This is a genomic window from Streptomyces sp. NPDC001634, from assembly GCF_040298185.1.
Taxonomy (GTDB): domain Bacteria; phylum Actinomycetota; class Actinomycetes; order Streptomycetales; family Streptomycetaceae; genus Streptomyces.
Window position 1 is genome coordinate 1 of record NZ_JBEOZU010000155.1, and the last position, 11,948, is coordinate 11,948.

Genomic DNA, 11,948 nt, shown 5'->3' on the forward strand with positions numbered 1-11,948 from the left:
CCCCGGCCAGCGCCGCACCCAGCGGCCTTGCGAGCGTCAGGACGCCCCGCTCCTTGTGGGCCAGGAGCGTGGCGCGGACGGCGCCCTCGTACGGCGCCACCGCGTGCACCACGGGCAGCCCCGCCGGCTCCGGCTCAGGTCGCACCCGGCGCGGTGCGGTCCCGAGGAGGACTGCGCGACACTCCGGGCAGAGCACCGCGCGAGGCCTCCCGCAGCCTCCGCACTCGGCCGGCAGCACCAGGTCGGTGAGGTCCTGCCACCACCCCCGCATGCCCACCACTGTGCCAATGCCCGCGCCGGCCTGCCAGCCCTGTGGACAACTGCCTGTGGACAACCGAGGGGCGTACGCGGACCGAGCCCGGACGGGCCCCAAGGCTCACCAGGCCGTCACGCCCGGCACTGCTCAGGGTCACCCCGGATAGACCGGAGCCGTCCCCTCCTTGACCACCTTCTGCCACTGGGCCCCGGCCGACAGCCTCACGATCCCGTCCTCCGAGTAGGCCACCAGCGGCAGCCGCTCGTCCTCGGACGCCGCGATCTGCTTCACGCCCGTCAGCGAGGCCGGCGGATTGCCCGCCGGCGTGGAGCCGTCGACCTGCACGTACCGCATCTGCATCACGCCGCCGGACTCCTGTCCCACCAGCACGAGCCGGCTGTCACCGGCCCACGACATGGCTGTGACCTCCTCCAGCTGCGGAGTCACGGAGTGCGGTTCCAGGATGGACACGGTGGGCCGCCCGTCGGCCCCGGTCTCCCGTTCCACGCGTCCGATCCGCAGGGACGTCTTGCCGCCCTTCTCCACGATCAGCGCGATCCGCACCCCGTCGGCGGCGACCCGCACCGCCTCGATGCGCCCGTCGAGGCCCGGCGTGCGCACCTCGACGGGCTCGCCCGCGCCCTTCTGCAGCATCACCAGCCGCGGACGCTTCGGATCACGGTCGGCCACCCACAGATCGCCTCCGCCGTCCCAGCTCGGCGTCGTCAGCCGGTCGTCCGTCGACATGCCCCGACTGGTCAGTACCGCGTTCCCGAGCGAAGCACTGGACGCCAGCGAACCCACGTACAGGTACCGCCCGTCGGCCGAGACCCCGGCCGCGGTGTCCTCGTCACGCGAGACGGCAGCCGCCCGCAGCTTCTTGTCCCCCGTGCCCAGCGCGCCCGGCACCGGGTCGGGTTCGTTGGAGCTGCTGCCGCTCGGCAGGCGGACGAGCCGCTGCTTGCCGTCGATGAAGTACTCGTACTCGGGCTTCTTGCCCGTGCCGTGCGCGGCGATGATCTCGGCCCGGTCCTCGTTCAGCTCGCACAGCTTCTTGCCCGTCGACCCCCGCAGCTCGACCTGGTTCACGCCCGTAGGCGTCAGATCCTGGAGGGTGAACAGCAGCTGCGCCGCCATCCTGGTGCACTGCGCCTGCCCGACCCGGTCGGCCTTGTCGTTCAGCGGAACCGTCAGCTTGTTCTGGTCGTCGGGCGACAGCGAGGTGACGTCCTTCCCGAGCGCCGTGCCCGAGGGGAAGCTCGACGTCGCCACGGGGTCCAGCCAGCGTGTGGGGCCCTTCAGCAGCGCCCGGACCATCGACGTCACGGGATCCACGTTGCTGCGCACGTACACCGGATCGGCGACCGTGCTCAGCTGACCGCCGGTCGCAGCGGGCACGTTCGCGGCGTAGTAGTACTTGTTGACCGACTTGTAGTTGCGCAGGAAATCGGACTTGCCCATGACCACGCCCTGCGGCAGCGAGTCGATGCGCCACTGGTTGGTCTTCTTCACCAACGTGAGGTGCACCGTCCTGCTGTACGCCCCCGAGCTCGGCGCATACGCGTGCTGCCCGTCCACTACGGCGAGCCTGCTGCCGGTCAGTGTGTAGGCGTCGTCGCCCGCCTCCCGGCTACTGGTGTGCTCGGGGACGGTGTTCGGCCCGTCGGAGAGCACCGTGGTGGACTGGTCCGGGTTCCATTTGCCCGACGCGCTGTCGGTCAGATACTTGCGCGCCGTCTCATACTGCGGGTCGTCGCTGGTCAGCGCCTCCAGGAAGCCCTGCACGATCTCCGCGGGCCCGGCGTTCTCGCGCGGCGGCACCGCGAAGACGCGGACCTGAGCGTCCTGCCGGGGCGTGGACTCGACGCCGCTCAGGCCACCACTGTCCGGCATCGAGGCGCACCCGGTCAGCAGTACGGCGCCGCAACCTATGTACACCCCTATGCGCAGTGCGCGCCGTCGGTCGGCCCCCTCAGCGCCCACGAAAGGCCTCCCCTTGCTCCCGCTCGTCCGTCCCGCCCACGCCCTGCGACGGCTCCGGTGTGCCGTCGTCCTGGCGCCGCACGCTCCCGGTGGGCCGCGGCACCACGCGCGCGCCGTTGCCGGGCAGCGCGGTCGGGTCGGCCGTCGGCGTCACCGTGGCCAGCCGCGGCGCGATCGGGTGCCGCGGCGGCACCTGCTCGCTCGAGGCCTGCGCGGGTACCGTGGCGACCTTGCCGGAGCCGCCCTGCGGCAGACCGGCGTCGTTCAGTCCCCGGTTGCGGCGTGAGTCCATAGGCTCCAGGGGTATCGGCGAGCCACGCAGCGACTCGTCCGCCGTCCGCGGCAACGTCAGCCGGAACTGGGACCCGCCGCCCGGCTCGCCCCACGCCTGCAGCCAGCCGCCGTGCAGCCGCGCGTCCTCCAGGGCGATCGACAACCCCAGGCCCGTACCACCGGTGGTACGCGCACGTGCCGGGTCCGCCCGCCAGAAACGGCTGAACACCCGGGTCGCCTCGCCGGGCTTGAGCCCCACGCCGTAGTCGCGCACCGCCACCGCGACCGCGCCGCCCGCCGCCGCGAGCTTGACCACCACATCCTTGCCCTCGCCGTGCTCCACGGCGTTGACAACGAGATTGCGCAGCACCCGCTCGACACGCCGGGCGTCCGCCTCGGCCACGACGGGCTGCTGGTCGCCGACGACACGGATCTGCGTGCCCTTGCGCTCGGCGAGCGGCTCGGCCCCGCTCACCACGCGTCGCACCACGTCGCGCAGGTCGATCGGTTCGGCCTCCAGCGCCGCCGCGCCCGCGTCGAAGCGGCTGATCTCCAGCAGGTCCGCGAGCAGCGACTCGAACCGGTCCAGCTGGTCGGCCAGCAGCTCCGCCGACCGCGCGGTCACCGGGTCGAAGTCGGCGCGTGCCTCATGGATGACGTCGGCCGCCATCCGCACGGTCGTCAGCGGCGTCCTCAGCTCGTGCGACACGTCCGACACGAACCGCCGCTGCATCCGCGACAGGTCCTCCAGCTGCTGGATCTTCAGCTGCAGGTTCTGCGCCATCTTGTTGAAGGCCTCGCCCAGACGGGCGATGTCGTCCTCGCCGGTGACCTTCATACGTTCCTGCAGACGCCCGGCGGACAGCCGTTCGGCGATGCCCGCAGCCATCCGGACCGGTGTGACGACCTGGCGCACCACGAGCCAGGCGATGGCCCCGAGCAGGACGACGACGAAGAGCCCGGCGGTGGCGAGCGTCCCCTTCACCAGGCTGAGCGACTTCTCCTCCTGCGTGAGCGGGAAGAGGTAGTACAGCTGGTACGGATCCCCGTTCGGGTCGTTGATCTGCTTGCCGATGATGAGCCCCGGCTGCGGATCGCGGCCGCTGTCCGTGTAGACGATGCGGGTGTAGCTCTGAGCCACGCCCATACCGGCGTCGACGCGCTTGCGCAGGCCGTCCGGCACGCTCTGGCTCGGGTCCACGCCGCCCGACGCGCGCGGGCCCAGGCCCCGGTTGTCGTTGTCCGCGGCGGTCGTGCTGAGCGTGACCACGTCGAAAGCACCCTGGCCACCGCTGGAAAGCGACTCGACGAGGTCACCCATCCACCCGCTGACGTTCTGCACGGGGCTGTTGCCCGGGCCGGCGTTGTCGTCGCCGCTCGCGCTGGCCGCGCTGTCGGCCTTCTGCCCGGCCACCGTGAAACCGCCGACGGCCTGGCTCTGGGACGCCTTCACCTTGGCGTCCAGCAGACCGTTGCGCACCTGACCGATGACGACGAAGCCCAGCAGCAGCACCACGCCGAGCGACATCAGCAGGGTCGTGACGACGATCTTGAGCTGGATGTTGCGCCGCCACAGCCGCATCACGGGCAGCAGCGGACGACGTACCCAGCGCATGAGCAGACGGAGGACCGGGCTGCCCTGGACTCCGCCCTGGAGCAGCCCGCCCTCGAAGAACCTTTCCCACCCGGAGTCCGTCGTCCGCCGTCCGACAGGCCGCTCCGGACGGGTCCCCGGCCGACCGGGCGCCGAAGCGGCACTGTCCCGCGTCATATCAGCTCGGTCCCGCCTTGTAACCGACGCCACGGACGGTCACCACGATCTCCGGCCGCTCCGGGTCCTTCTCGACCTTGGAGCGCAGCCGCTGGACGTGGACGTTGACGAGGCGGGTGTCCGCCGCATGGCGGTAACCCCAGACCTGCTCCAGCAGGACCTCGCGGGTGAACACCTGCCACGGCTTGCGCGCCAGCGCCACCAGCAGGTCGAACTCCAGCGGCGTCAGCGCGATCGACTGCCCGTCCCGCTTCACGGAGTGACCGGCCACGTCGATGACGAGGTCGCCGATGGCGAGCTGCTCGGGCGCCGGCTCCTCCGACCTCCGCAGCCGCGCCCGGATACGGGCCACGAGCTCCTTCGGCTTGAACGGCTTCACGATGTAGTCATCCGCGCCCGACTCCAGGCCGACCACTACGTCCACGGTGTCGCTCTTCGCCGTCAGCATCACGATCGGCACGCCGGACTCAGCCCTGATCAGACGGCACACCTCGATGCCGTCCCGCCCGGGCAGCATCAGGTCGAGCAGCACGAGGTCGGGCTTGGTCTCACGGAAAGCGGCCAGCGCCTTGTCACCGTCGGCTACGAAAGACGGCTCAAAACCTTCACCACGCAGCACGATGCCGAGCATCTCGGCCAGTGCGGTGTCGTCGTCGACGACAAGGACTCGTCCCTTCATAAACGACATCATCCCATTAACTAAATTGTTACCTGGCGTGACCTGTCACACAGCGCGGCGAGAGCCTCGGCTGTCACGGGCGATACGACGCCCTCCTCGGTGACGATCGCCGTCACCAGTTCCGGCGGCGTCACGTCGAACGCCGGGTTGTACGCCTGGGTCCCCAGGGGTGCCACCGGTATCCCGCCTCCCGCTTCCGTTCCTGCCACCGGCACCTGAGGTGCGGTGACCTCCGTCACCTCATGACCGGCCCTTTGCTCGACCTCGATGGAGGCCCCGTCCGGGGTGTCCGGATCCACCGTCGTCACCGGCGCCACCACGATGAACGGCACATGGTGATACCTGGCCAGCACCGCAAGCGGATAGCTCCCCACCTTGTTCGCCACCGATCCGTCGGCCGCGATCCGGTCCGCCCCGATCAGTACCGCATCCACCTCCCCGGCCGCGAACAGGGAGCCTGCCGCATTGTCCGTGAGCAAGGTGTACGCCATCCCGTTGCGGGCCGCCTCGTACGCCGTCAAGCGAGCACCCTGCAGCAACGGCCGCGTCTCGTCCACCCACAGCCTGCGCAGCCGCCCCGCCCGGTGTGCCTCCAGCGTCACCGCGAACGCAGTGCCCTCGCCGCCGGACACCAGCGCCCCGGTGTTGCAGTGCGTGAGCACCCGGTGCCCGCCACCCGGCAGCAGCTCGTCCAGCAGCGCAAGCCCGTGCCGCGCCATCCGTGCGCTGGCCTCGGCGTCCTCCCGGTGCAGCGTCCGCGCCGCGGCAAGCGCAGCCTCGGCGGCCTGCCGCTGGTCGCCGCCGTCGGCGAGCGCGGCCCGGTACGCGGTCCGGGCCCTGCGCACGCCGACGGCGAGGTTCACCGCGGTGGGCCGGGCTCCCGCCAGCGCGGCGGCGGCCTCGTCCACGTCGAATCCGCGCGCGGCGGCGAGCGCGACGCCGTACGCACCGGCGATCCCGAGCACCGGCGCACCGCGCACGGCGAGGGTGCGGATCGCGTCCACCAGCGCGGGCGCATCCGTGCACACGAGCTCGACCTCCTCGGCCGGCAGCCTTCTCTGGTCGAGAAGGACCAGTACAGGGCCTTCGGGCGGCTCGTCCCAGCGGATCGCCGGTATCCCGGCCGACTGCTTGTCCTTGTCGGATCGCACGTACTGATCAGCCATGCGGTCAGTCTGCCCCGTATGCGGCCGACAATTGAAGGCATGCAGCCCGCACCACCCCCGGTTCTTTCACGGCCACACCGTGGCACGATGGCTGCCAACTCGCCGCCGCAACCGCGGACGGGCACCGTGAAGGAGCGACGATGAAAGACACTCCGGGCTGGGCCTCGCCCGGATCTGCCCCCTCCGACGGGCAGCAGCCGGGCACATTCGGCACGCAGCCCCCGGAGCAGCCCTCGGACCACGGCGGCACCGATCAGCCGCAGCCGCCGACAAACTGGTCCAAGGAGCAGCCCCCGCCCGGGCAGTGGACCGCTCCCCAACCGCAGGGCCCAGGCCAGGCTCCGCCATCGCCTCCGCCCGGACCGGGCTGGGGCGGTCCCCCTCCCGCCGGTCCCGGTGGCCCTGGTGGCGGATACGGCGGCTGGGGCGGCCCCAATCAGGGCTTCGGCGGCCCCCAGGGCTGGGGCGGCAACTGGGGTCCGCCCCGCGCGGCCAAGCCCGGAGTGATCCCGCTGCGCCCGCTCGGCGTCGGTGAGATCCTCGACGGCGCGGTCTCCACCATGCGCACCTACTGGCGCACGGTCGTCGGCATCTCGCTGACCATCTCGGTCGTCACGGAGATCGTCGTCATCCTGGTCCAGGGTTTCGCCCTGAACGACAGGGCAAACACAAACGTCTTCAACGAACGCAACCCCTCCCCGAGCGAGCTGAGCCGCGCCCTGGGCGACTCGCTGCTGACCTCCGGCGCCGTCTTCGTGGTCGCCCTGCTGGGCACCATCGTTGCGACGGCCCTGCTCACGACCGTCACCAGCCGGGCCGTGCTCGGCAGGCCGGTGACCACCGCGGAGGCGTGGCATGACGCCCGCCCGCAACTGGCCAGGCTGTTGGGGCTCACTCTCCTGCTGCCGCTCATGGCCTTCGCGATCATCGCGGTGGGCGCGCTGCCCGGCATCCTCGTCGCGGTGGCCGGATCGGCCGCCGCGGGTGCCGCGCTGGCCCTCCTCGGCGGCCTCGCCGGCGGTGTCGTCGCCCTGTGGATCATGATCCGCTTCTCGCTCGCCTCCCCCGCGCTGATGCTGGAGAAGCAGAGCATCCGCAAGTCGATGAGCCGCTCCGCGAAGCTGGTGCGCGGCTCGTGGTGGCGGGTCTTCGGGATTCAGCTGCTCGCGCAGATCATCGCGAGCATCGTGGCGTCGATGGTCGTACTTCCGTTCGCCCTCATCGCAGGGGTGCTCAGCGGCTCCGGTTTCAGCAGCTTCTTCAACGGCAGCGGCGGCAACATCGGCTGGACGTTCCTCATCGTCAGCGGGATCGGCTCGGTGATCGGACGTATGCTCACCTTCCCGATCACCGCCGGAGTGAGCGTGCTCCTCTACATCGACCAGCGCATCCGCCGCGAGGCCCTCGACCTCGACCTGGCCCGCGCCGCCGGCGTCCAGGGCTACGGCTCCGACGCCCCCGGCACCACCCCGGGGAGCTGATGGGGTGAGCTTGACGGGGGGAGTACTGCGGGTCGTACCGGTGCTGTGGCGCTCGGGCGACGAACCGCCGGTGACGATCTCGCGCGACCCCGCGCGCGAGGCGGCCCGGCGAGAGCTGTCCAAGCGGATGTACCACGAGAACGACCCGAGCCTGTTCCAGCGCGCCCTGAACGCCTTCTGGGACTGGCTGGACCGGCTCTTCGGAGCCGCCTCGACCGCGGCGCCCGGCGGCACTGTCGGCCTCATCGTCATCGTGCTGGCGGTCCTGGCACTCGTCGGGGCCCTGTGGTGGCGCCTGGGCACCCCGCGCCGCATGCCCACCTCGTCCGCGGCACTCTTCGACGACCGCCCCCGCAGCGCCGCCGAACACCGCGCGGCCGCCGAGGCGCACGCCGCCCAGGGCCACTGGAACCAGGCCGTCCAGGAACGCATGCGCGCCATCGTCCGCTCCCTGGAAGAGCGCGCCCTGCTCGACGTACGCCCAGGCCGCACCGCCGACGAGGCCGCCTCCGAAGCCGGCCGCACCCTGCCCGACCACGCGGACCGACTGCGCGCCGCCGCCCGGGACTTCGACGACGTCACATACGGCGGCCGGACCGCGGGCGAAGGAATGTACCGCCGGCTCACCACCCTCGACGACGAGTTGGAGCGTGCCAGGCCCCACCTCACCAGCAGCGCCCTCAACACGGTGGCCAACGCCCGCCAGGGAGCCGCCGGATGACCGCCGAGGCAACGCTTCCATCCACCTCGGCCTCCCCCACGGTGCGCCAGGTGTGGACCCGCTCGCGCGGTGTGCTGCTCGCCGTCGTGCTCATCCTGATCGGTGCCGTCGCGATCGCCGTCGTCCGCTCCGACACTCATCACGGCCGACTCGATCCGCGCTCCGCCGACCCCTACGGCAGCCGCGCCGTCGCCGCACTCCTCGCCGACCGGGGCGTGTCCACCCGCATGGTCACCACCCTCGACGAGGCCCGCACCGCCGTCGGCACCGACACCACACTCCTCGTCGTCGTGCCCGATCTGCTGACGCACCGTCAACAGGAGCTGCTGCACAAGGCGACGCAGAACTCCGGCGGCCGAACGATCCTGATCGCCCCCGAGACATCCGTCGGCATCCTCGCCCCCGGAGTCTCGGCCGACCCCGCCATCAGCATCGACTGGACACTGGACCCCGAGTGCCGGCTGAGCGCCGCCCGGCGAGCGGGCACCGCAGACACCGGTGGGGTCCGCTACCTCACGAGCGTCGCCCACGCCGACACGTGCTACCCCAGCGACGGCCTGCCCACCCTGGTGCGCCTCCCGGCCGCCTCCGGGGGCGGCGACACCGTCGTACTCGGCGCGCCCGACATCCTCTTCAACAACAGCCTCGACAAGGAGGGCAACGCCTCGCTCGCCCTCCAACTGCTGGGTTCCCGCTCCCACTTGGTCTGGTACCTCCCCTCGCTCTCCGACGCCTCGGCCACCGACTCGGGGAAGAAGAGCTTCTTCGACCTGCTCCCCTCGGGCTGGCTCTGGGGCACACTCCAGCTCTTCATCGCCGCAGCCCTGGCCGCCTTCTGGCGGGCACGCCGACTGGGCCCCCTCGTACCGGAAAAACTCCCCGTCGCGATCCGCGCCTCCGAAACCGTCGAAGGCCGCGCCCGCCTCTACCGCAAGGCCGGCGCCCGTGACCGCGCGGCCACCGCTCTGCGCTCCACCACCCGCACTCGCCTCGCCCCCCTCGTAGGCGTCCCCGTCGCCCAGGCGCACGCGCCCGAAGCCCTGCTCCCCGCGCTGTCCGCCCACCTCCACGGCGACGGACAGTCCCTGCATTCCCTCCTCTTCGGCCCGCCGCCCGGCGACGACGCGGCCCTGATCGCCCTCGCCGACCAACTCGACGCCCTCGAAAGAGAGGTACGCCGTCCATGATGGCCCCGACCACTGACAACGCCGGGTACACCGGGGACCCGGGCACCGCCCGCACCTCCCTGGAGGCCCTGCGCGCCGAGATCGCCAAAGCCGTGGTCGGCCAGGACCCCGCCGTGACCGGCCTCGTCGTCGCCCTCCTCTGCCGCGGACACGTTCTCCTTGAAGGAGTCCCCGGGGTCGCCAAAACGTTGCTCGTCCGCGCGCTCGCGTCCGCACTCGAACTCGACACCAAGCGGGTTCAGTTCACTCCGGACCTGATGCCCAGCGACGTCACCGGCTCCCTCGTCTACGACGCCCGGACGGCCGAGTTCTCCTTCCAGCCGGGCCCGGTCTTCACCAACCTCCTCCTCGCCGACGAAATCAACCGCACCCCGCCCAAGACCCAGTCGTCCCTCCTCGAAGCCATGGAGGAGCGTCAGGTCACGGTCGACGGCACCCCGCGGCTGCTCCCCGAGCCGTTCCTGGTCGCCGCAACGCAGAACCCGGTCGAATACGAAGGCACCTACCCCCTGCCGGAAGCCCAACTGGACCGCTTCCTCCTCAAACTGACGATCCCTCTCCCCTCGCGCCAGGACGAGATCGACGTCCTCACCCTCCACGCCGAGGGTTTCAACCCGCGCGACCTGCGCGCCGCCGGCGTACGCCCCGTGGCGAACGCTGCCGACCTCGACGCCGCACGCGCCGCCGTCGCCAAGACGACGGTCTCCCCCGAAATCACCGCTTACGTCGTCGACATCTGCCGCGCCACCCGCGAATCCCCGTCCCTCACCCTCGGCGTGTCACCCCGCGGCGCAACCGCGCTCCTTGCCACCGCTCGGGCCTGGGCCTGGCTGACAGGTCGTGACTACGTGATCCCAGACGACGTAAAGGCGTTGGCGCTTCCGACGCTCCGTCACCGCGTCCAGCTCCGCCCTGAGGCGGAGATGGAGGGCGTGACCGCAGACTCGGTCATCAACGCGATCCTTGCTCACGTCCCCGTCCCCCGCTGATGGCACTCACCGGACGCGCCGCGCTCCTGGCGGCACTTGGCACCCTCCCGGTCGGCATCTGGGAACCCAGCTGGACCGGCATCCTCGCCGTCAACGGCCCACTCGCCCTGGCGTGCGCCTGTGACTTCGCACTGGCCGCACCCGTACGCCGCCTGGGCCTGACACGTTCCGGCGACACCTCCGTACGCCTTGGCGAGACGGCGGATGTGACGCTCACCGTCACCAACCCGTCCCGCCGTCCCCTGCGCGCCCGACTACGCGATGCCTGGCCGCCCAGCAGTTGGCAGCCCGGCACTGAAGTGGCCGCGTCCCGCCACCGTCTGACGGTCCCTCCGGGCGAGCGACGCCGGCTCACGACACGTCTGCGCCCCACGCGCCGCGGCGACCGTCACGCGGACCGCGTCACGATCCGCTCGTACGGCCCACTCGGTCTCTTTTCCCGCCAGGGCACCCACACGGTGCCGTGGACGGTGCGCGTCCTACCACCCTTCACCAGCCGCAAGCACCTTCCCTCCAAGCTGGCCCGCCTCCGCGAACTCGACGGTCGCACCAGCGTGTTGACGCGTGGGGAGGGAACGGAATTCGACAGTCTGCGCGAGTACGTCCCCGGGGACGACACCCGCTCCATCGACTGGCGCGCGACAGCACGCCAGAACACCGTCGCGGTACGCACCTGGCGCCCCGAACGCGACCGCCACATCCTTCTGGTCCTGGACACGGGCCGTACCTCCGCCGGACGGGTCGGCGACGCACCACGCCTGGACGCCTCCCTGGACGCGGCGCTCCTGCTGGCCGCGCTGGCCTCCCGGGCCGGCGACCGGGTGGACCTGCTCGCCTATGACCGCCGCATCCGCGCCCTCGTCCAGGGCCGCGCCGCCCGCGACGTCCTGCCGTCCCTGGTCAACGCGATGGCGACGCTGGAGCCGGAACTCATCGAAACGGATGCCCGTGGTCTCACAGCGACGGCACTGCGTACGTCTCCGCACCGCTCCTTGATCGTCCTGCTGACCACCCTCGACACGGCCCCCGTCGAGGAGGGGCTCCTCCCGGTGCTGTCCCGCCTCACCCAGCGGCATACGGTCCTGCTCGCATCGGTCGCCGATCCGCACGTCGCTCAAATGGCGACGGCTCGGGGCAGCACGGACGCGGTGTACGAGGCTGCTGCGGGGGCCCACGCCCAGGCGGAACGTGCGCGCACGGCGGAGCAGCTACGGCGGCACGGGGTCACCGTCGTGGACGCGACGCCGGAGGAGCTGGCGCCGGCATTGGCGGACGCGTACCTGGCGCTGAAGGCGGCGGGTCGTCTCTGAATTCGGGGGTGGGTGGTGGGTCGCGGCATCACCCTCTGAACGCAGAAAACCCCGCACCGTGAGGTGCGGGGTTTTCTTCAAGAATTGTTCGGCGGTGTCCTACTCTCCCACAGGGTCCCCCCTGCAGTACCA

The 11,948-nt window shown here is 71.4% G+C and carries 10 protein-coding genes; 5 read left to right on the plus strand and 5 right to left on the minus strand.

The genetic code is table 11. From position 1 onward, the window contains the following. From ABT186_RS45775 to mtnA, 5 genes are all read right to left on the minus strand, one after another. Positions 1-271 (minus strand): ComF family protein (locus tag ABT186_RS45775; protein WP_502973526.1); only part of this gene is annotated, 271 nt, incomplete at its 3' end. A 138-nt stretch (positions 272-409) separates the two neighbouring features. Beyond that, positions 410-2,239: an LpqB family beta-propeller domain-containing protein gene (locus tag ABT186_RS45780; RefSeq protein WP_351235763.1), complete on the minus strand. Its 1,830-nt coding sequence runs from the start codon at positions 2,237-2,239 to the stop codon at positions 410-412. Beyond that, the gene (gene mtrB / locus ABT186_RS45785; RefSeq protein ID WP_351235761.1) at positions 2,229-4,283 is read right to left on the minus strand and encodes an MtrAB system histidine kinase MtrB; all 2,055 of its coding nucleotides are present in this window, start codon (positions 4,281-4,283) and stop codon (positions 2,229-2,231) included. The genes ABT186_RS45780 and mtrB overlap by 11 nt, the downstream gene beginning before the upstream one ends. Position 4,284: 1 nt before the next feature. Further along, positions 4,285-4,974, minus strand: a complete 690-nt coding sequence (mtrA, locus tag ABT186_RS45790) for a two-component system response regulator MtrA (RefSeq protein ID WP_015659998.1) — start codon at positions 4,972-4,974, stop codon at positions 4,285-4,287. Positions 4,975-4,982: 8 nt separating this feature from the next. Continuing rightward, the gene (gene mtnA, locus ABT186_RS45795; protein ID WP_351930344.1) at positions 4,983-6,128 is read right to left on the minus strand and encodes an S-methyl-5-thioribose-1-phosphate isomerase; all 1,146 of its coding nucleotides are present in this window, start codon (positions 6,126-6,128) and stop codon (positions 4,983-4,985) included. Between the two features lie 140 nt (positions 6,129-6,268). Here mtnA and ABT186_RS45800 point away from each other — a divergent pair, with 140 nt between their 5' ends. From ABT186_RS45800 to ABT186_RS45820, 5 genes are read left to right on the plus strand one after another with little or no spacing between them, the layout of a single operon-like run. Beyond that, on the plus strand, positions 6,269-7,609 hold the full coding sequence (locus tag ABT186_RS45800) for a glycerophosphoryl diester phosphodiesterase membrane domain-containing protein (RefSeq protein WP_351930346.1): 1,341 nt from the start codon (positions 6,269-6,271) through the stop codon (positions 7,607-7,609). A 4-nt stretch (positions 7,610-7,613) separates the two neighbouring features. After that, complete coding sequence (locus tag ABT186_RS45805; protein ID WP_351237345.1) at positions 7,614-8,330, plus strand: DUF4129 domain-containing protein; 717 nt, start codon at positions 7,614-7,616, stop codon at positions 8,328-8,330. Beyond that, complete coding sequence (locus tag ABT186_RS45810; protein WP_351237347.1) at positions 8,327-9,517, plus strand: DUF4350 domain-containing protein; 1,191 nt, start codon at positions 8,327-8,329, stop codon at positions 9,515-9,517. Before ABT186_RS45805 ends, ABT186_RS45810 begins: the two co-directional genes overlap by 4 nt. Further along, positions 9,517-10,506: an AAA family ATPase gene (locus tag ABT186_RS45815; protein WP_351930348.1), complete on the plus strand. Its 990-nt coding sequence runs from the start codon at positions 9,517-9,519 to the stop codon at positions 10,504-10,506. Before ABT186_RS45810 ends, ABT186_RS45815 begins: the two co-directional genes overlap by 1 nt. Then, entirely contained in the window at positions 10,506-11,816 is a 1,311-nt protein-coding gene (locus ABT186_RS45820) for a DUF58 domain-containing protein (RefSeq protein WP_351237349.1), read from the plus strand. Before ABT186_RS45815 ends, ABT186_RS45820 begins: the two co-directional genes overlap by 1 nt. Positions 11,817-11,948 lie beyond the last annotated feature (132 nt).